15 protein-coding genes and 2 pseudogenes are annotated in these 19,239 nt (G+C 67.3%); 4 read left to right on the top strand and 13 right to left on the bottom strand.

Annotated features, from left to right (window positions below):
- Nucleotides 1-519: 519 nt before the first annotated feature.
- The 3 genes and pseudogenes from ACFYY7_RS42990 to ACFYY7_RS42980 form a co-directional block, all read right to left on the bottom strand.
- A complete protein-coding gene (locus ACFYY7_RS42990) occupies nucleotides 520-936 on the bottom strand; it encodes a DUF6578 domain-containing protein (RefSeq protein ID WP_388671149.1) in 417 nt (138 codons plus the stop codon).
- A 1,389-nt stretch (nucleotides 937-2,325) separates the two neighbouring features.
- Nucleotides 2,326-3,052: pseudogene (locus ACFYY7_RS42985) on the bottom strand (DUF2637 domain-containing protein); the annotation flags it as partial.
- A 184-nt stretch (nucleotides 3,053-3,236) separates the two neighbouring features.
- Nucleotides 3,237-4,083, bottom strand: a pseudogene (locus tag ACFYY7_RS42980) (IS5 family transposase).
- A gap of 35 nt (nucleotides 4,084-4,118) precedes the next feature.
- On the opposite strand from ACFYY7_RS42980, the gene ACFYY7_RS42975 reads away from it, so the two are divergent.
- Nucleotides 4,119-4,397: a hypothetical protein gene (locus ACFYY7_RS42975; RefSeq protein WP_388671155.1), complete on the top strand. Its 279-nt coding sequence runs from the start codon at nucleotides 4,119-4,121 to the stop codon at nucleotides 4,395-4,397.
- Between the two features lie 108 nt (nucleotides 4,398-4,505).
- On the opposite strand, the gene ACFYY7_RS42970 is transcribed toward ACFYY7_RS42975, so the two are convergent.
- Nucleotides 4,506-5,498 (bottom strand): hypothetical protein, encoded by a 993-nt coding sequence (locus ACFYY7_RS42970; protein WP_388671146.1) that lies wholly within the window; start codon nucleotides 5,496-5,498, stop codon nucleotides 4,506-4,508.
- 8 nt (nucleotides 5,499-5,506) lie between these two features.
- Nucleotides 5,507-5,863 carry a nucleotide pyrophosphohydrolase gene (locus ACFYY7_RS42965; RefSeq protein ID WP_376319460.1) on the bottom strand — a complete coding sequence of 119 codons (357 nt, stop codon included), beginning with the start codon at nucleotides 5,861-5,863 and terminating at the stop codon, nucleotides 5,507-5,509.
- A 786-nt stretch (nucleotides 5,864-6,649) separates the two neighbouring features.
- Between ACFYY7_RS42965 and ACFYY7_RS42960 the strand changes: the two genes are divergently transcribed.
- Together ACFYY7_RS42960 and ACFYY7_RS42955 are read left to right on the top strand one after the other, a co-directional pair.
- Entirely contained in the window at nucleotides 6,650-7,201 is a 552-nt protein-coding gene (locus ACFYY7_RS42960; RefSeq protein ID WP_388671143.1) for a hypothetical protein, read from the top strand.
- Nucleotides 7,198-7,455: an acyl carrier protein gene (locus ACFYY7_RS42955; RefSeq protein WP_388671140.1), complete on the top strand. Its 258-nt coding sequence runs from the start codon at nucleotides 7,198-7,200 to the stop codon at nucleotides 7,453-7,455. Before ACFYY7_RS42960 ends, ACFYY7_RS42955 begins: the two co-directional genes overlap by 4 nt.
- Nucleotides 7,456-7,812: 357 nt before the next feature.
- Here ACFYY7_RS42955 and ACFYY7_RS42950 read toward each other — a convergent pair whose 3' ends face one another.
- The 8 genes from ACFYY7_RS42950 to ACFYY7_RS42915 form a co-directional block, all read right to left on the bottom strand.
- Nucleotides 7,813-10,557 (bottom strand): tetratricopeptide repeat protein, encoded by a 2,745-nt coding sequence (locus ACFYY7_RS42950; protein WP_388671137.1) that lies wholly within the window; start codon nucleotides 10,555-10,557, stop codon nucleotides 7,813-7,815.
- Between the two features lie 41 nt (nucleotides 10,558-10,598).
- On the bottom strand, nucleotides 10,599-10,928 hold the full coding sequence (locus ACFYY7_RS42945) for a hypothetical protein (protein ID WP_388671134.1): 330 nt from the start codon (nucleotides 10,926-10,928) through the stop codon (nucleotides 10,599-10,601).
- Nucleotides 10,929-11,435: 507 nt separating this feature from the next.
- The gene (locus ACFYY7_RS42940; RefSeq protein ID WP_388671131.1) at nucleotides 11,436-11,984 is read right to left on the bottom strand and encodes a hypothetical protein; all 549 of its coding nucleotides are present in this window, start codon (nucleotides 11,982-11,984) and stop codon (nucleotides 11,436-11,438) included.
- 186 nt (nucleotides 11,985-12,170) lie between these two features.
- The gene (locus tag ACFYY7_RS42935; protein ID WP_388671128.1) at nucleotides 12,171-12,740 is read right to left on the bottom strand and encodes a peptide deformylase; all 570 of its coding nucleotides are present in this window, start codon (nucleotides 12,738-12,740) and stop codon (nucleotides 12,171-12,173) included.
- Nucleotides 12,733-13,143: a hypothetical protein gene (locus tag ACFYY7_RS42930; RefSeq protein WP_388671125.1), complete on the bottom strand. Its 411-nt coding sequence runs from the start codon at nucleotides 13,141-13,143 to the stop codon at nucleotides 12,733-12,735. Before ACFYY7_RS42930 ends, ACFYY7_RS42935 begins: the two co-directional genes overlap by 8 nt.
- Before the next feature lie 120 nt (nucleotides 13,144-13,263).
- Nucleotides 13,264-16,269, bottom strand: a complete 3,006-nt coding sequence (locus ACFYY7_RS42925; RefSeq protein ID WP_388671152.1) for a tetratricopeptide repeat protein — start codon at nucleotides 16,267-16,269, stop codon at nucleotides 13,264-13,266.
- A 17-nt stretch (nucleotides 16,270-16,286) separates the two neighbouring features.
- Complete coding sequence (locus ACFYY7_RS42920; protein WP_388671122.1) at nucleotides 16,287-16,643, bottom strand: transposase; 357 nt, start codon at nucleotides 16,641-16,643, stop codon at nucleotides 16,287-16,289.
- Between the two features lie 98 nt (nucleotides 16,644-16,741).
- On the bottom strand, nucleotides 16,742-16,936 hold the full coding sequence (locus ACFYY7_RS42915) for a transposase (RefSeq protein WP_388671119.1): 195 nt from the start codon (nucleotides 16,934-16,936) through the stop codon (nucleotides 16,742-16,744).
- 915 nt (nucleotides 16,937-17,851) lie between these two features.
- Here ACFYY7_RS42915 and ACFYY7_RS42910 point away from each other — a divergent pair.
- On the top strand, nucleotides 17,852-19,239 hold a 1,388-nt coding region (locus ACFYY7_RS42910), incomplete at its 3' end, for a PQQ-binding-like beta-propeller repeat protein (protein WP_388671116.1).

Raw genomic sequence — 19,239 nt, 5'->3', positions numbered from 1 at the left:
CCGATTGACCCCCGTCGAGTACGAGACCATCATGACCCCAGCCGCAGCCCTGGCTGCATAAACCCCGCTGTCACCCAACCCTGCAGCAGTCCCCAGCGCTCCGCCAGGACCGAAGCAAGAGCCTTCGCCGAAAGCCGCTGCTCCTCCGGTGACAACCGTCGGTAGTGGAATTCCACCCGCGCCGGGCCTGTCAGATGAGAGCCGTCCTCCTGCTCGGCCTTGCTCTCACGGATGTCCGGGGCTGGCTCCCCGGCGTCGGGCTCGTCCTCATCACGGGCCTTCGGAACTCGCACCTGGACGATGCCGCAGCCGCCGCTCTTACCACCAGGCGCGTGTACAGCAGGCTGTTCGTCTACCGCGTTTGATCCTGCTGGCTGGCCCCGAGCCACGGGGGTGTACCCAGGCTGCTCCTCCGGCCGGGCTGCTTTCCCCCACCGTTGGTGTCAGCCGCTGATGTCAGGCCCCGTGCTGTTGCAACAGGCATGGGAGGTCAGTCTGGACGAGTGCTCCACAGTTCCCTCATTGGCAATGAATAGCCGTTGCCTCCTGCCCGTCTGTCGCCTGCTCGGCGGTCACGAGGTAACCGGCGAAGCGAACACGCGGGCGTGCCTCTGCCCATCCGTCCCCTTCCCTGACCGGAACCAATTCGGTTGTGCCCGGCACTGGATGCTGCACGTTGGACGTGCTGTGTGAGGGGACTTCGTACCGACAGTGCACCTCTGTGATGGTCAGCACCTGCAAACGGGTCGACGGGAGCTCCTCCTGGCCGTGATGCTCCTCGCGAAAGTCGATCTCCGGTGCACGTTCGTTACCGACGATGTCGGCGTAATCCTCCGGATCGATCTCCACTAGCTGCCACGAGACGGAATCTCCCAGCTTGAAGGCCTCCCCGCAGCACTGGATCTGCCAGTCATCGACCCAAATCGTCAACGTCATGCCGCCATTGTCCGCCGAGTGTTCTGCGCTCACCAAGGGCTTATTCATCCCCCGCGCGAACCTAAACCCACCACTCGCCCCAACTCTCTTCCCTTCCGTCTTCGACCCACACACCGTGGAGCAGGCGTGGTTCAGGGTGTCAAGGGCGTGCCCCCGTACGATCGACCTTGACGGCCTGGGCCGCGGCTGCTCGGCTTATACCTGGGTCGAAGGCCCCACGAATCCGCCAGCGCTCGCGAACGGCGCCCCGTCCGCGCTCCAGGCTGCGCGCCCGCATTCCACGCGGTGGAACTCACGCGCCAGCCGCCCGCTTGATCGGTCCGAGGTACTTCCGCACCGTGCTCTCCTGGTAGCCGCAGAGCTGCGCCAGGACCGGAGCGAGAGCCTTCGCTGAAAGCTGCTGCTCCTCCGGTGACAACTGTCGGTAGTGGAATTCCACCCGTGCTGGGCCCGTCAGGTGGGAGCCGTCCTGCCGCGCGGCCTCCTGCTCGGCGTTGCTCCCGCTGGCGTCCGGGGCCAGCTCCCTGGTCTCAGGCTCGTCCTCATCAAGGGGCTTCGGGACTCGCGCCTGGACGGCACTGCGGCTGCCAGCGGACGCGTGTACGGCGCGCCGTTCCATCGGCCGCGTTTGATCCTGCTGGCCGGCGTCGAACCACGGTGGCGAACCGAGCTGCTCCTCCAGGGCGTCGTCGGGACTGCTCGGGGAGTCCTCGCCGCGGCTCTCGTCGCCCTCGTGGTCGAAGGCCGTCTCAGCGGTCTGGTCCGCTGCCGCCGATGCCGGATCGGCCTCGGGGTCGTCGTCCCGTTCCTGCTCCTGCTCCTGCTCCTGGAACAGGGCAACGTATTCGCGCAGTTCGTCTGCGGTAACCGGCTGCCCGGTGGCTCCCAGAATGCCGTCGCGCTGGTACACGTACTCGGCAAGGTCCGCGGCATCGGGGTATGAGCCCCGTTCCGCCGCGTACGTGAGCCACGCGCTGTAGAAGTAGTCGGCCCAAGTCTCTTCGTCGGCTGCGTCCCGGGAAGCACCGGGGCCGGACCTGCCGTCGGGTGCGGGCGCGCCGCGCTGCTTGAGCACCTGCAGCAGGGGCTGGACTTGCTCGCCGGACAGCGGGTCGCCGGCTGCGGTGGCGATGCCGTACCTGTCCTGGAGCCAGAGAGCGAAATGCTCACTCGTCGGCTCGGAGTTATAGGCGGCGAGCCAGGCCTGGTAGGCGTCGGCAAGACGCCCGTCGGCGCTGGCATCGCCCGGTGCCGGTTCGGGCGTCCGTACGACAGCTGCTGAACGCACCCAGGATGACGGTATCGGTTCTCCGGCACGCAGCTGTGCGAATTCCAGCTCTTGCGCGGCAGGGGCCTCAAGGGCGGGACTCTGCCTCTGCTTCGGAACCTCAGCGGCCTGGGCCTGGGCGGGGGCCGGGGCCGGGGGGAGCAGGGCGGGTTCGATGCCCGCGGCGGCGAGGCCGGCCGGGGCGGTCTCGGCCAGCGGGACGCCGTACTTCGCCAGTCGCAGCGGCATCAGGGACTCGACGGGGGCCTTGCGGCGCCAGTTGCGGCCGAAGCGGGCCTGGAGGCGGGCCTGGTAGATCAGCCGGTCCTGTTCGAGCTTGATGACCTGCTCGTAACTGCGCAGCTCCCAGAGCTTCATGCGGCGCCACAGCTTGAACGTCGGTACGGGGGAGAGCAGCCAGCGGGTGAGGCGGACGCCCTCCATGTGCTTGTCGGCCGTGATGTCGGCGATCCGGCCCACCGCGTGGCGGGCGGCCTCGACGGAGACCACGAACAGCACCGGGATGACGGCGTGCATGCCGACGCCGAGCGGGTCGGGCCAGGCCGCGGCGCCGTTGAAGGCGATCGTCGCGGCGGTCAGCAGCCAGGCGGTCTGGCGCAGCAGCGGGAACGGGATGCGCAGCCAGGTCAGCAGCAGGTCCAGGGCGAGCAGGACACAGATACCCGCGTCGATGCCGATCGGGAAGACCAGCGAGAAGTCCCCGAAGCCCTTCTGGAGGGCGAGTTCGCGCACCGCCGCGTACGAACCCGCGAACCCGATCGCGGCGATGAGCACCGCTCCGGCGACCACGAGACCGATGAGTATCCGGTGGGTGCGTGTCAGCTGCATGGCGGCCACGTCAACCACATCCTCCTGCTCACCTGAACCTGAACGTTCCTCACCCTCCCATGCACACAGGTCCCATTACTCTCTTGTGGCGCTTCATGCGGCACACTGTGCACCAACCGTGACCACGCCAGGCGGTACGTGACGGCAACGGTCGGGATGCGGCTGCTGGGACTTGTCTGGCCGATCATGTGCGGAGCCAGATGGAGGGGGCTGCGGCGTGGCCGTGCCGAGGTAGACGTAGCAGCGTTGTCGTAGTGGGTGGCCACCGCCCGAGGTTGCTTGAGCCGGTTGATGGTCCGCTCGACGGTACCGCTCTTCGTCGTAGCCGGTTGGCCGCCCGCCGCGTGGGCCTTTGCGCTGGCGGGGGGCCTGGCTGTCCGTCTTCTCCGGGATTGTGTGCCGGATGCTTCGGCGCCGCAGTTACGCGCAACAGAGCCCGTTGCTGTATGCCTTGTCGGCTGCGACGCTGTCAGGTGTCCTGCCGGGGGCCTGCCGGGCGCCGGCTTCGGGACTCTGGTCTTCTCCGGAACCGGCTCGAACTGGGTGCAGTCCGCTCGCTGACCTGGTGTGACGATCATGGACAATGGGCGGCATCGGCCGTCCGCGGTGGAGATTGGTGGTGAAACTGCCGCGCGAGCGGCCCAGGTCCTCGCCTCCCGCACCACCTCCACCAGGCGGGCGCGCAGACTCTGTCACGGCATTTCGCCCTGGTGTTCTGGCCCCTTTGAAGCGGTGGCCGGCGGTGGGTCGGTGCGGGCGCCCGCCGCATGCTGATGTGCGCGCACGATGGTGGAGTCGACCGAAACATCCCAGCCGATCTCACCCGCCGCATCCGTCGCGGCCTGGACCTGCTGGAGCAGATGCTCCCACGGCCCGTCAGCAGGCCGCTTCGTAGACGGTTTTCCACGGCCCGATCCGTACGGGCAGGTCACGCCACTGCACGCCGGTCCGCACCCGGTAGAGAATCCCTCATTCACCTGTCGGTGATCCCGCCGCCGATCACGAAGCCCCATGCCCAGGACACCGAACAGCGCAGGCGGGGAGGACTGGCATCTACGCTCGGGGAATGGATCGTTACGAGAAGGCGGCGCTTTTGGAGTGGTGGGCCAACCCATCAACCTGCTTGGTTCGAATTCCGGTGAGAGTGACGGCCACCGCCAGCACAGGTGAGTGGGAGGCCTTGCTCTCTTCCCCTCTCGACCACGGCGTCCGCGACGACCTGAAACAGCTCGTCGACGCGGACCCCTGCTTCACCCTTCGCTTCGACACCTCAGCCGTCGAAGTACAGGCAGAGGGCTTCGACGGCCTCGATCACCTTCAGCTGGTGGCCGTCCCCGGGCCGTAATCGCCGAGCAGCCCGACATGATCGGCCGGACAGGCCCTGCGCCCCGCTACCGGCCCGTCCTGACGAGCGTGCGAGCCAACTCCTTCAGACGGCACTCCTGCCGCCGAACTACGATGGAGGAACGTCCTTGAAGGTGCGCGTGCGGTGCCAGTGGTAGTACGGCTCCCTGGATGGATTCCACCAGGCGACTGTCCGGCCTGCTAGGTGCGCCTGGATGTGCGCGGCCACCTCGGGAATGGTGCTGGCCAGTGGGCTCACTTGGATAGCTCCCCCAGGAGCGACGGCCACATAGCCGTGCTCGTACAGGGCGTCGCACCCGAGGGTGCAGGCCAGCATGGCGATGTTGGCCAGGTCCCGCTTCTCTCCGTCGCTGCAAAACGCACGCTTCTTGATATGCGCGCCTATCAGAAAAGCACCTGGCAGCTCGCGTCCGCACAGAGCACACTCGCCAGCGTTACCAGGAAGGAGCCGGCGCTTGAGGGCAGCCTGTTCGCCACGCTGAGCCCGCTGCGCCTTGCGTTCCAGCTCTCCATCAAACCCGGCGATAGCTGCTTCCTCTTCCTGCAGGTCCACAGGGGAGGCTTTCGCGGTGGCAGGATCGAGTGTCAGGAGCGTCTGAAGAGAGTCGCTCTCGTCCTCGCTGAGGACGGAGATACCCATGACGTTGCGCTTCGGGTTCCAGTCAAGGAGGTCGCGGACTTCCTGTATCGGAATATCGAAACCTTGGGTACCGGACAGGGCGTACATGTACTCCCAGGTACTTCCGTCTCCATCGGCGGCCCACAGCTCGTTCGCCATGGGCTGGCTGCGCCAGGTCAAGGCGATCGTGCCGCCGAAGTACACCTTGCTCTCACCGGTGAAGAACACCCAGTCGCCAGGGCGCATCTTCTTGATCTTGGAGACGTTGACATCGCGCTTGCCCGGCGCCACGCCCCACATCGGCGCGGAGCCGTCGGGGAACAGCGTGCGGAGCTGATCAGCCACCTGCGCATCGAGTAAATGCGCGTACGTGTCGATGACGACCGGGTTCGCGATCGTGTCCAGGTAGTGCTTGTTGACGACCTTCTTTGCGCGGCTGGCCGGCTGCATGACGATGCGCATCGGCTGACTCATCCCCCCAGCTGTGTGTACTTGTCCGCCCGGCCGCGTGCGAGGTGCGCCGGGTACTTCCGATTGTTGGTCTCGATCTTCTCAACCAGAGTCTGCTCCAAGTCAAGATCAAGAACATCGGCCAGTCTGAGCAAGTAGGCGAATACATCCGCCATTTCCTCGCGCACCTGGGGCGCGCGCACGGGGTCGCTCATCACCGCGGTGGACTCTTCCGGTGTCAGCCACTGGAAGACTTCGAGGAGTTCACCGCTCTCGCCGGCCAGGGCCATCGCCAGGTTTTTCGGGGTGTGGAACTGTTCCCACTCACGTTCAGCGGCGAAGTCGGCCAGCGACTTCTGCAGAGATCCGATCGTCATGCTCCCAGCAATACCAGGCAGCACTGACATCCAGCCCGCCCACCCTCATGCGGAACCGAGTTGCCAGACACGGCTGGTATACGTCTGACCATGCATCTCTACGGGGGAACAGTCTCGGCGATAGCCCGGAATGTCACACAGACCGCGTTCATCGCCGAGTGCGAGCGGCGCTTCGCCCAGAAGTTCGGCGTCTCGCCGAGCCAGGAGGAGGTACGAAGCTGGCGGCGTAGTTGGCCGGCCCTCATGCCTGCTCTGTACAGCGCAGGTCTGGGCCAACTCCACGTGCTGCTCGAGTACACCCTTCCGGCCACAGGAGAGCGCATAGACGCGCTCGTCATCGGCGCAGCCCCCGATGGCCGCCTGTGCACAGTGGTGATCGAGCTCAAACAGTGGACCAGCGCCCAGACCAGCCCACTCCGCCCGGGTATGGTGAGGATCGGTCAGCGCACGGTCCAGCACCCTGCCCGGCAGGTCGGCGGGTACGTCCGCTATCTGGAGGATTGGATCTCTCGGCTGGCTCCTGCGCGCCGCCCGCCGCGCCGACTCCATGGCCTGGGGCCTACTCGACGAAGAAACCGGCGACCTCGACCAAGACTGGTAGCGACATCTACCTGAGCCGCAGACTCATCTCACAACAAAACCACTGACGTTCCCGTGGCAGACGACAATGTCACTGGGTTGGTCATCGGGGATGTCACTACGGACGCGGTAGCGCGGAGGGGGCGTCCATGCCTTCTGGCGGTGGCTCGGAGAGCATCCGCAGGACTACGGGGTGAGGAGTAGTTCATGGATCAAGCGTTAGCAGCGCTGCTGGGCGCTGCCCTTGGTTCTGCCGGAACCGCCGGAGCAGCAGCCCTGACGAGCTGGTCCACTCGGTGGCAGGCCCGAACTCAGAGTGCCGCTCAACACCAGCAGTGGCAGCGGCAGGCTCGAAGGGACGCGTACAGCACCTTCCTCACCGACGCCTCCCAGGCGCGCGAGGCGCTGTCGGAGACATGGCACCTACTGCGGTCAGCCACTCCGGACGCGGAGTTGATCGAACAGCAGATGCACGAGGCACGGGCAGGAGTCCGCGCAATCCAGCGAGCCGGAGCCACCGTGGCCGTCGAAGGCCCCGAAGAAGTCCTCGACTCTGCCCGCGATGTCGAGAAGCACCTGGCGCTGCTGTACGCCAGCTTGCGGGCCTACAAAGAACGAATGGCGAGAGGCGGGGACATAGCTGATTACGTGCAGCAATGCGCCCAGCAGCGGAATCACGTGCGCGAGGCTCTGGAGGCGTTCGGCGCGGCAGCGCGAACCGCATTGACCACCCCGGCCCATGAGACAGGTGGAGCATGACAGCCGATCCCGCACACGCCGATCTGGCGTGGCTGATTGAGCTAATGAAGATCACGCTCGACGTTCCGACGATCAACCCGAGCCTGTCACCGAGGGACTACGGCATGGACTCGTTAGGGGCCGTTGAGCTGTGCATCGAGATCAAGCGTCGCTACGGCATCCCAGTCGAGCAGAGCTGGGAGTGGGTCTCCTTCCCTGTGGACGAAATCGCGCAGCAGCTGGCGGCAAGGCGACGCGCTCCGACTCCTGACTGACAGTCCTCGTGTCCAAACCGCTGACGTTCTCGGGTTCTGGCTCAACTTCTGTGATGTCGGCCTGTCGATCGCAAGGACGGCACGTCGGACGCGGGAAACCAGCAGGTCAGCGGGACCGACCCGATGCGGGTACGAGCGGGAGCGACGTACCACCACAGAAGTTGTGCCAGAGCCCGTTCTCGTGTCCAACGACAGTGAGGTCGGGCAATGATCCTGGCCAAGTTCGTGACGCCGGAGGTACATGGTTGGGCCCAATCGAACGTCAGCGGGCGCAATGCAGTTGCTGCCCCTCTTCTGTTCCTTGAAATCGGGGCCCCGGCGCCAATCCGGCTGCGGGTCGTCACTTGCCGATCTCGCTCAGGAATCAGTCGGTTCATCATCGATCGTCCTGCTTCGCCACTGGGCGAGGTTGCGGCGGGCCTTCAGGGTGGCCGGGTGGTCGGCGCCTTGTACCCGTAGCCGGTCGGCCACCAGCTCCTCGAACGCGGCCGCAGCACCCGCCGCATCCCCCGCCTTACCCCGAAAGTAGGCGACGTTATGCCGGGCGTCCAAGGTGCCGGGGTGGTGGGGGCCCAGCACCCGTAGCAGGTCGGTCAGCAGCTCCTCGAACGCGGCCGCAGCACCCGCCGCGTCCCCCGCCTCACCCCACCAGTAGGCGAAACCATGGCGGATGCTCAGGGTGTCGGGGTGGTGGGGGCCCAGCACGCGTAGCAGGTCGGTCAGCAGCTCCTCGAACGCGGTCGCAGCACCCGCCGCATCCCCCGCCTCACCCCGCCACCGGGCGAGGTTTTTGCGGGCGCTCAGGGTGTCGGGGTGGTCAGGGCCCAGCACCCGTAGCCGGTCGGTCAGCAGCTCCTCGAACGCGGCCGCAGCACCCGCCGCATCCCCCGCCTCACCCCACCATGCGGCGAGGTTGTGACGAGCGCTCAGGGTGTCGGGGTGGTCGGCGCCCAGCACGCGCAGCCGGTCGGCCAGCAGCCCCTCGAACGTGGCCGCGCCCCCCGCCGTGCCCCCCACCCGTACTTGCCACCGGGCGAGCTCGTGGCGGGCCGTCAGGGTGGCCGGGTGGTCGGGGCCCTGTACGCGTAACCGATCGGCCAGCAGCTCCTCGAACGCGGCGGCAGCACCCGCTGCATCCCCCGCCTGCCCCCGAAAGTAGGCGACGTTATGCCGGGCGTCCAAGGTGCCGGGATGGTCGGGGCCCAGTACGCGTAGCCGGTCGGCCAGCAGCTCCTCGAACGCGGCGGCAGCACCCGCCGCGTCCCCCGCCTTACCCCGCCAGTAGGCGAAACCATGGCGGACGCGCAGAGTGTCGGGGTGGTCGGGGCCCAGCACTCGCATCACGTCAGTCAGCAAGTCTTCCAACGCGGCGGCAGCACCCGCCGCATCCCCCGCCTCGCCTCGACACCGGGCGAGGTTGTTGCGGGCGGCCAGGGCGTATGGATGGTCGGGGCCGAGGTGGTGGGAGGTCGCCTCGGACAAGCGAGAGAAGTGGGTGGTGGCGGCGGTGACCTGGCCGGCTTCGCTGAGGCTTTGGCCTGCGCGGAAGAGCACCCGGTGCGGTGCGGGCTGGTACAGGGCATCTTCTGCGGTGCAAGTGAGGGCGTCTGTGTTGGCGCGCAGCGCCTGGGTGAGGGGGGTTTCCCGTTCGATGGCTGGCCATGCGGCGGTCAGGGCGTCAGCTGCAGCGTGGGCGAGAGGGGTGCGCTGGTTGGGGGCGAGGGTGTCGCGGGTGGCGCGTTGGACGAGCTGGTGGACACGGACTGCCTGATGGAGGGTGTTGAGAGTGTGGTCAATCAGGCTGAGACGGTGCAGGGCCAACAGGGCGCCGACTGCGTCCTCGGCTGTCACCTCAGCCGGTTCACGATTGGTGGCAGCACGGTGGGCGGTGAGATAGGCACGAGCGGGTTCGCTGGTGAGGACAGTGCGGGGGATGCCGTTGGGGTCGAGCATCGCGGCGAGCTGGAGCATGGGGCGGGCCAGGCCCGCCGGGCGGAGCTGGTCGGCGCGTTCGATGGACAGGGACCAGGTGGCAGCCACGGTGGCGGTCTGGTCGTCGGGCAGTGCGCCGGGTTCTGGCAGCAGGTCGGCCAGCTTCCTTATCCGGTCGGCCAGCAGCTCCCGGTATGAGGCACAAATCAGGTCCGCATCGACGGTGTGGGCAGCGGCCTGGGCCAGCGCGAGAGGCAAGTATCCCAGCTCGGCGGCCAGGCCGCTGATCTGGTCGGCTGGCTCGTGGCGGTCGTGCGCGGCAAGTACGGCGGTGAAGTAGGCGGCGGCTTCCTGGGGGGTGAACAGGCCCACGGTCACCCGGCGCCGGCCCGCTCCGGTCAGGGCGGCCTCGCGGCGCCGTGTGGTGACCAGGGCGCGGCCGTGGAGGCTGGTGGGCGGCCACCAGCCGCGCATATCGGCGGGATCCGCAACGTCGTCGAGTACGACCAGCCACCGGCACGGCTTCTGGCCGGCTTTGGGTTCCAGCCAGGCCAGGAACGCTCGCGCGGCCTGCTCCGGATCAGCGGGGTCGGCGGCAAGGACCTCGGCACCAGCCTGGGCGTATCCGGCCGTGATTGCTGAGCGGCTGCTCGCGGTGATCCATACCAGTACGTCGACCTCGCCGTTGTCCCATGCGGTGCGGGCGTAGTCGGCGGCCAGCTGGGTTTTACCCACTCCACCGGTCCCGGTCAGGACCTGGGTGAGCACTGCGGTGCCCCCGCGGTCGACCGCTGCTCGCAACTGGTCGACTTCGGCCCGGTGCTGGAAGGACTGGGCGCGCGGCGGGAGCAAGCCAACTTGGTGTGGCCAGGCGGCGGGTGTGCGAGGAGCAGCCTGCTGCACCAGGGTGAAGCGGTCGACTACCAAGAGCCCGGTGTTGGCCAGGCCGCCCTCACTGGCGGTGGCGTCTCCCGTATGGCCCACGTGTACCGAGCCGGTGGTGCCTGGGACCGGTCCGGTGTAGCCGGTCGCCGCCGTGGCGCCGTCGCTGGCGGCGGCAGTGCCTGTGTCCGCGACGGTGACCGACGGCTCGCTCTTTGCGTCCGCGGCCCCGAGATCAACGTTGGGCTCCCTGCCCGGGGCAGGGCGGCGCTTGGGCCATCGCACCATCGGACAGAAACCTCCCGCATACTCTGGCCGTTCCAGCCCGGTCAGCTGAAGTCGATACCCGTGCTCGCGCTGCTGCCAGACCCGTCTGCGGTGGCGTCCCCCGTTCGCTCCGCCCGAACCGGACCGTTCCCGGCCCCCTGCAGGCCTCGTACACCGCTGGACGCCCGGCCACCCCCGGTGGCCCTGGCCCGTCCGGTATCGACCGCCGCGGCTCCGGGCTGCGGGCCGGCCGGGGACTGCATCAGCACCCACACCAGGGCGGCGATACCAGTGGCGCCCTGGACAGAGGCGGCGACCAACTGCCCCGTGTCTGGGCTGTCGAGCAGCCAGAAGAACGGTGTCGACACGGTCAGCACCACCGCTGCCACCATGGCCGTGATTTTCCTACGTCGTGACACCCCCTGCCCCTTCCCGGCAGCCGACGACCGCCTGCCACGGCAGCATTGGGCGAACTTCACAGGTAGCAGAAGACGCCTCTGCGTATCCACCGGTTCCCATGCCTTGTCAGGACCCACCGTCCCCGCCGGCACCCGGCACAGGCCGCAGGGCCCGGAGCGGCAACAGCTCTCCGTTCACCCGGACGAGATTCGCGACAAGCACAAACAACGCCGATTGCGGCCAGTGACATGACGCCGGCCTGGCACTCCTTTCACAGAACGGGGCCGGGCCCACCTGGCAGAGGGCTCGGTCAGTAGATTCCGATGCCCGCCCCGGCCCCGTCGAAGACGAGCCAGCAGTCGCTGCTGGAGAAATCCCGGCGCTTCGCGCCATGTCGAGACCGCCGTCTCATCGGCGGCTGGGCACCGCCGCCCGGGTCTAGTGTTCTTTCTCCGTGAGGGTGGCGAGCGGGGCATCCTCTGAGCTGGGGTTCGCCATGATCACTGAGCGGTTCTCGGTGTCGCCGTCTCAGTGATCACGGCGATTTTGGGGTTCCGCCAACGGGCTCGGTCCATCTGGACCATGTAGAAGAACTTGTTGATGGGGGCGCCCGTGGGGTTGCGTCGGGGGTCCAGGCCGAGGCGGGATCGCAGGTGTGCTTTGAACTCCCACTCACGGAGGTCACGGCGGAAGTGGCTTGGATCCAGGTAGATCGGCACGAGGGCGGAGGCGAGGGTCACAACTTCCGGGTGGGTCATGATGTGGGCAGGCGGTTCCCAGCTGCGAAACCACTCCGGGCGGTCCAGCTTCCTGCGACGGTCTTGCCAGAGATCCTCAAATTTCGGCTCCCGGCTTGGCATGTGAACCCAGCCGCTGATGATCCAGCGGGCGTCCCGGACACAGCAGGCCATGGCGTGGATGCCGTGGGTCTTCCGGAGCTTTCGAAGGTTCCGTTGTGCCCGTTCGATCTCGGGAACCGCTGAGATGTCTCGGGGCTCGGGTGACTGCCAGACGTGGTGGCGATGGCACACGATGTCGGGCCGCACCATGGCGGCTAGGCCTGGTGCGGGTGATCTCGTATCTCTTGCTGCGACCGCGTCTGCACACGAGTGCGCCATGAGACTGGGACGTTCCTGAATGCTACGGGTGGACGAACTCCTAAGATTGTCGCGCTCAGCCTGCACTCCCCTGAAGTGAACGACAGGCCCAGTACACAGTCCATGTGGGCAGGCTGATCAGGCTTCCTCGTACGTCCATGCCCGGCCAGTCTGCCGGTACTCGTCCACGGGGATCGGTTCGACTCCAGGCAGCATCCGGGAGGTATAGAGGAGCCCATCGAGGTGGTCGATCTCGTGGTGGATGAGGCGGGCGAGGCCGCGTTCGTACACGGTGGTCACGGCCTCGCCGGTCAAGGCCGTGGTCTCCACCGTGATCTTCAGAGGACGGGGTGCAAGGCCGCGCACGTCGAAGAAGCTCAGACAGCCCTCGTGCTGCTCGTCCATCTCCTCGGAGCGGGTGGTGATCCGGGGATTGAGAAGGATGATCGCGGGTGCGTCGCCGGGCGGCTGGACGACGGCGCTGGCTCGTGCGATGCCGATCTGCGGGGCCGCGATGCCCATACCCTTTGCGAAGGGGTGGACCTGGCCGATCCGTTCCATGGCGGTGAACAGTTCGTCCGTGATGCGTTCGGCCTCGTCGCGCTCGGCGGGCAGGTCAAAAGCGCGGGCCCGTTCGGCGAGGATACCGGCGCCGTGTTGGACGACTCCAAGGTCTCGCATCTGCTGGCTAGGCCGCACGTCAGTCACCTGAACTCCCTTTGATTTGTTTCGTGTTCGGTCCGTGCCCGAAACCGCCACTCCAGACGGTGCCGAGCGTGCAGGGCGGGCTTACTGACCCGGATCGATCCTCCGGGCGGATGAGGGAGGCGAAGCAACATGCGCGTGCTGTACCTATGCAGGTGGTGCTGGTAGTCAGCGTAGGTGGGGTGACGGACTTCTCGTGGGCGAGGGCGCGGGCCGTTGCGGTCGCCGAGTCCTCGTGGTGCAGCAGCACGATGGCCCGCTCCCGGGTTTCGGCTGTCGTGAGGTCTTCTGCGTACGCTGCCGGCAGGGCCCGGGCCCTGCCGGCAGCCTGCTCCGGCATCAGTTGCTCGCGTACCGCGACGGTCGCGGCCAAGGAGGCTTCCAGCATCGGGATGCCGCGGCCCATCAGCCGCAGGCTGGCTTCCTTGTCCGGGGGCCAGGACCTTGCCAGGTAGGAGGCGGCGAGACGTCGGAGGTGCCATCGTCCGCAGAGACCCGATAGTCACCGTCTCTCCGCCAAGCAGCCCTACGGGCGGCATCGCCGTGCCAGCTCGAGGACCCGGGGGTGATCCGGCCCGACGACGGCCTGTGCCTGTTCCAGCAGTTCGGCACAGGTGGTCGCGGCGGCTGTCGGGTCCCCGGCGGCCTCCAGCCATACGGCCAGTTCGGATTCAGTGATGTAGGTGTCCGGGTGCTCCGGGCCAAGGGCCCGGAACTGGTCGGCCAGCAGTTCGGCAAGAATCCTTGCAGCGCTTGCGGGATATCCTGCACGCCCACGGAAGGTGGCGAGGTTGTGTCGGCTATTGAGGGTTTCCGGGTGGTCGGGCCCTATAGCTCCCGCCAAACGTGCAGGCAGTTCGGCGCCGAGGACGGCAGCGGCAACCGGGTCGCCCGTCTCCGCCAGCCGCACGGCCAGAGCGCTCCAGACCAGGAGGATCTGATCATATTCAGGGCCTGACGCCTGTTCCCGCGCGGTCAGCATCTCGGCGAAGTCGGTGCTCACGCCATCTTCGTTCGCCGACATCCTCAGGAACACGGCAAAGCTCTGCACGGTGTTCAGGGTGTAGGGATGGTGGGCCCCGAGTGCCCTCCCCATGTCGATGCAGAGACTTTCCAAGGCTGCCAGGCACCCGATCAGGTCCCCGGTCTTCATCTGTGCATGAGCAAGGAGGAAGCGAGTGGCCAGGGCATCCTCATGATGAGAGCCCAGCTGTCTCAGCTGGTCTTCCAGTAGTTGTTCTCCAGCCTCCAGAGCGCCGGCCCAGTCTTCCGTCTCCCCTCGCCAGAGAATGAGCTGACTGCGGGTAGCGAGGGTGTCGACGTGATGGAGGCCCAGCACTTGCGCATGGTCCACGACCAGCTGCTCGAACTCGCGTACGGCAGTGGCCGCATCGCCCAAGCGCCCCAGCGTCTCGGCGAAGCCTCGACGGGCATTGAGCGTGATGGGGTGTCCGGTGCCCAATACCGCCAGCATCTCGGGGAGCAGTCGCTCATACTCGGCCATCGCGCCCTCGCAATCTTCCGCGTCCCGCCGGCAGCGGGCAAGCTGACTGCGGGTAGCGAGGGTGTCGACGTGATGGGGGCCCAGCACGCGTACACGATCGACGACCAGCCGCTCATACTCGTCGACTGCCCCCACGGCATTCCCGGTCTGCCGCAGCCAACGGGCGAGGTCGAATCGAGTGGCGAGGGTACGTGGGGCGTCGGGGCCCAACACCCGTAGTTGGTCTTGCAGGATCAGTTCGCAGTCCTGCAGAGCACGTGCCGCGTCTCCCGCTTCCCCGCGCCAAAGGGCGAGCTCTTGGCGCGTAATGAAGGTTTCGGGAGCGTCAGGACCCCGCAGGTGCAGCACGACAGGAAGGATCTGCTCGTACATGGCCACCGCGCCGGGGGCGTCGCCCGCCTCTCCTATTGCGTAGGCCAGGTTCTGGTAGGTGAGAAGCGTGTCCGGATGGTAAGTACCCAGGATGCGCAGGCGGTCTTCCAGCAGTTGCTTGTACGCCTCTATCGCACCGAAGGTATCCCCCGTCTCCCCCAGCCAGCGTGCGCCGTTGAAACGGGCCTCAAGGGTGCTGGGGTGGTTCGGGCCATGATAGCGGGAGCTTGCCTCTACCACGTACTGGAAGTGGGCAGCGGCCGCGCCTGCCTGGCCCGTCTCACCCAGACTCGTGCCGACTCTAAAGAGGACAGGATGGACCTCCGGCTGGAAGAGTGCCCTCTCCTCGTGCCGGAGAAGAGCTCCGACATTCGTCCGTTGGACGCTGGCGAACTCGGTGTCGCGGTCGATCTCCGGCCAGGTGGTCATGAGCGCGTCAGCAGCCGTACGGGCGCACCCGTCCCGCTGTTCGGGGCTGAGGGTGTCGCGGGTCGCGCGCTGGATGAGCTGGTGGACGCGAACGGCCTGGTGCGGGGTACTCGGGGTGTGGTCGATGAGGCTGAGCCTGTGCAGGGCGCGCATGGCTTGGGCCGCGTCCCGGGAGGAGACGGGGGCCGGTTGCCCTGCCGATTGCCGGTCGTTCGCGGTGCGGTGTGCGGCAAGGTAGGTATGGACGGGTGCGCTGGTCAGCACGGTCTGGGGGATGCCGTTGGCATCGAGCAGGGCGGCAAGGTGGAGCATGGGGCGGGCCAAGCCGACGGGGCGCAGCCGGTCGGCGCGCTCGATGGACAGGGACCAGGCTGCGGCGAGGACGCCCTGTTCGTCGGGCAGTGCGTCGGGGGCGAGGTCCGCGAGCGCGATGGCGCGATCGGCGAGCAGGGTGCGGTAGCTGGGACACTCGCCCTCTACGTGGGGGCAGGGGATGCAGTCAACGGGGATTGCGGCGTCGGCAATGTAGGTGGCGGCCTGCGACAGGGCCAGGGCCAGGTGGCCGAGGTCCGCAGCCAGCGCGGCAAGCCGGTCGGCGGCTTCATGCTGGCCGTGCATGGACAGCGACATGTCGAGATAGGCGACGGCTTCGGCCGAGGTGAACAGCCCGACCTCGACGGGACGACGGCTGTTGCCGGCGAGGGTGGCGTCGCGGCGACGGGTGGTGGCCAGGGTGCGGCCGTGCGGGCTGGCGGGTGGCCACAGGCTGTACGTGTTGTCGGGGTCGTCTGGGTTTGCGGTCAGATCGCTGGGGTCGGCTATGTCGTCGAGGACGACGAGCCACCGGCACGACTCCTGATCGGCCTTGGGAGTGAGCCAGACCAGGAAGGCTCGGGCAGCCTGGTCGGGATCGTCGGGGTCGGCTCCGCACAGTTCGACGCCGGCCCTCGCGTACGAGGCCACGACGGACGAGCGGGACGGTGCAGTGGCCCAGACCAGCACGTCGAGGCCGCCGTCGCGCCAGGCGCTGCGGGCGTAGTCGGCGGCCAGCTGGGTCTTGCCCACCCCGCCCATTCCCGTCAGTACCGCGGTGCCACTTTCGTCGAGCGCCGCCTGCGCAACAGGGCTTTCGTGCTCCTGGCGTCGCCTGTCAGGACTGCCTCGAAGAGGCGGAGGGAGAGCTTCTTCTGTTGACGCTGCTTCATAGCCGGCGAGGCTAGCGATCATGAGCGTGCCGGAGCTACTCATATCCATTCGTTGATCACCGCGACCAGCACAGTGGCTTCGTAGCGAAAGGGGACTGCTGCAGGGATGGGGATGGTCGCTCTGATCCCGCGTCTGCGCAGGTAGGCTCGGTTGCGGCGGGAGTTGTACGCCTTGTCAGCCCGCACTCGCTCCGATTTGCTGCGAGGTCGTCCAGGACCGAGTCGTGGTACCCGGATCGCGTCCAAGACCGGCTTAAACTGTGGGGAGTCGCCCCGCCGACCGGCCGTGATCACGATAGAGAGTGACTTCTGCCCCTGCTCGACGGCGAGGTGAACCTTGGTGGTCAGCCCGCCCCGGGAGCGCCCGAGGCCATGGTCGGGCGGCTCAATGGCCATGCCGCCGGGCGGCTCCTTTGAAGGTCCCCCTTTTCGCCGCCCCGGCCGCGTTCTCGTGGGCCGGCAGACGGTGGAGTCGACGTTCACCTCCCATCTGATCAGGCCCTTTGCACGGGCTCTGCCTGGAGTTGGGTGACGATCCGGGCCCAGTTGCCGTCCCGCTGCCAGCGCCGGAATAGGTCGTAGATCCAGTCCCAGGGACCGTAGCGATCAGGCACGTCGCGCCAGGGGGCACCGGCAGCTGGGTCGGAACGTTCCCAGCCCTTGGTGGTCCGGGTCAGCGTCGCCACCATCGGCGGTGTCGCCTGACCGGCTCCGGATCGACGGCGGATGCGGCGGCAGGTGGAGGAGCTGTCCGCTCAGGTTCCAGTCCGACCCGGCCCGGGTGCACACAGACCGGGATCCGGCCATCGACGCTGTAGCGGTATCCGTCCGCCGCGTCGAACGGCCAGTCTCTGCTGGGCCGGTCCACAACGAGGAACTCCGTACGCGGGAGCCGCAGGGCTGGGCAGAACCAGCAACATGGGTAGTCCGAGTCCGGGTCGATGAAGGGCGCCTGGGCCGCATCGGTCATACCTCCAGGACAGTAGCGCAGGCCATGTGGGCTGCCGGCAATCGCACTGGACAGCTTGGTGAGCCCGACGATGCCGGCCCCGCCGTGGAGCACAAGACGCTCCTGTCCTCGGTCCCGGGCAACGGGGCCGGCGTTCGTTCCTCCGCGATGAGACCTCCGAGGGCACAGTGAGTGGTGCCGCGACCTACGGCGCGGCGCTTGGCGCTCAGTCAGGGAGGTTGCGGAGTAGCGGATGGACCATCAGCAGGTGCGGCGGTCCCGCGTCACGTGCGAAGGGTCGCGGGACCGCCGGCCGTTGTCCTGTCAGAAACGGCCTCGCTTCCGACGTTACGGTTGGTTGCTGGGTCGGCGCATGAAGGGCGCGGCCAGATGGATGATCACCGTTACGTCATGAGGAGTTGGAAGGCGTATGTCACAGCCGCCCATGCCGCCCGGGCCGCCTGCGGCCTCAGGGCCCCCGTCCCAGGGCCCTCCCGGATTCGGCCCCGCCCCCAACGCGGGCAGTGGATATGGTGCCCAGCCGCTGTACGGTCCCGTGCCTCCGCACCTCCGGCCCCCACCCGGTCCCCCGGGGCGGCCGGGTGGGGGCAGAGGGCGCCGGGCAGCGGTCATTGCTGGTTGCGTCACCGCGGCCGTGGCCGTCCTGGCAGCCGGCACCCTTGTCTTCCTCAACCTCAACGGCAAGGAGCGGCCTGACCGGGCAGACAGTAAGGGCAGTCCTCCTGCGAAGTCGTCACCGGCGGCCGATCCGACACAGAGCCGCGAGCTGCTGAATGTGCCCGCACCGGCGCAGATCGGCGAAGTGAGCAACGATGCGGACGGCTCTTGGCTCACCTCACGCTCCTACGCTGCGGGTGCTCCTTACGCCGTTCTCGGCTACGACCTGGACACCGGCAAGCAGAGCTGGAAAGTTCCGCTGGACGGCGATTTGTGTGCTGCGTCGCAGGATGTGACCAGCAAGGGCCTGGTAGCAGTGGTGTTCAGGGAATCGGTGAAGAACCGCAGGTGCACCAAGATCGCGGTGATCGACATTAACCGGGGCCGCAAGGTGTGGCAGAAGTCGCTGCCTGAAAGGAAGGGAAACCTCGGGCTGGACCTCAATGTCGGTATCAGTGAGGAGCTTGCCGCGGTCGGATGGCCTGGTGAGACGTGGGGCTTCGCCGTCGACAGCGGTGAGACGGTGTGGGACTCGCCCCAGCCGGGATGTCAGTTCGAAGAGCAGCTCGGCGTAAAGAAGCTGATGAGTCTTACCTACTGTGGCGATCACTTCGAGGTGTCATCGCATGATGCGCGTTCGGGCAAGCCGTCCCGGGTCGCGACGCTGCCCAAGGGGCTGGGATGGACTTGGCTCGCCTCTGCCGATCCGCTGGTGGTCGCCGCCTACGTGGGCGATACGGAGTTTCCGGCAGATGCGAACAGACTGCTCACGTTCGACAAGTCCGGCACGCTCAAGGCGACCATCAAGATCGACGGCTACGTGCCTGGCTGCCGGGACGGCGGCACATGCGGCGCGGTAGTGGCCACGAAGGACAGCATCTACCTCGCCAGCAAACGGAAAACCCTGACTAGTGGTGACCACATCGCGGCGTTCGACACGAGTACAGGCAAGCGCAAGTGGACAGTTGACGGCACCGACCGCGCCGAAATGCTGCCCATGCGCTCCGACGAGAACGGGCTCGTCGCCTACAGCAGTGCCGGCCCCACGAGGGACGGCAGCGGCGTGGTCCACCTTGCTGCCGCGGACGGAAAGCAGACCCAGCTCCTGAGGCTCCCCAACGGCTTCGCGGTCTCAAACATGCAGTCACAACTGGCCGGGCCCGGAATGGACCAGCCGATCCTCTACCAGGACGGGCGCCTCTTCTTCCATCTCACCTCCGGCTTCGATATCTGGCACAACGTCCCCATGAACGTCGCCTTCACCACTCACGGGACTGCTGCAGGGTTGGGTGACAGCGGGGTTTATGCAGCCAGGGCTGCGGCTGGGGTCATGATGGTCTCGTACTCGACGGGGGTCAATCGGGC

The sequence above is a fragment of the Streptomyces sp. NPDC001933 genome (genome assembly GCF_042890955.1).
Lineage (GTDB): Bacteria > Actinomycetota > Actinomycetes > Streptomycetales > Streptomycetaceae > Streptomyces.
This window is presented reverse-complemented; position numbering and strand designations above follow the sequence as displayed.